This window comes from Candidimonas humi (assembly GCF_019166065.1).
GTDB lineage: Bacteria > Pseudomonadota > Gammaproteobacteria > Burkholderiales > Burkholderiaceae_B > Candidimonas > Candidimonas humi.
The window spans coordinates 1-677 of the sequence record NZ_JAHTBN010000029.1 but is presented as its reverse complement, the minus strand read 5'-3'; the positions used below and the strand labels follow the sequence as shown (position 1 = coordinate 677).

The following is a 677-nucleotide window of genomic DNA, read 5'->3' as shown; positions in this document are numbered from 1 at the left end:
AACAGTCGGAGCCTCAGCAATGGGGTGACGGCGTACCTTTTGTATAATGGGTCAGCGACTTACATTCAGTGGCAAGCTTAACCGAATAGGGCAGGCGTAGCGAAAGCGAGTCCGAATAGGGCGATTTAGTCGCTGGGTGTAGACCCGAAACCAGATGATCTATCCATGGCCAGGTTGAAGGCACGGTAACACGTGCTGGAGGACCGAACCCACTAACGTTGAAAAGTTAGGGGATGAGCTGTGGATAGGGGTGAAAGGCTAAACAAATCTGGAAATAGCTGGTTCTCTCCGAAAACTATTTAGGTAGTGCCTCGCGTGATTACTGCCGGGGGTAGAGCACTGTTATAGCTAGGGGGTCATGGCGACTTACCAACCTATGGCAAACTCCGAATACCGGCAAGTACAGCGCGGGAGACAGAGCACCGGGTGCTAACGTCCGGACTCAAGAGGGAAACAACCCAGACCGCCAGCTAAGGTCCCTAAAATTGGCTAAGTGGGAAACGAAGTGGGAAGGCATAGACAGTCAGGAGGTTGGCTTAGAAGCAGCCACCCTTTAAAGAAAGCGTAATAGCTCACTGATCGAGTCGTCCTGCGCGGAAGATGTAACGGGGCTAAGCCAGTTACCGAAGCTGCGGGTGTGCACCGTAAGGTGTACGCGGTAGGAGAGCGTTCCGTAA

The 677-nt window shown here is 52.9% G+C and carries 1 rRNA gene; it reads left to right on the top strand.

The annotated features are described in order from the left end of the window. Nucleotides 1-677 (top strand): 23S ribosomal RNA (locus tag KVP10_RS21170); the annotation flags it as partial.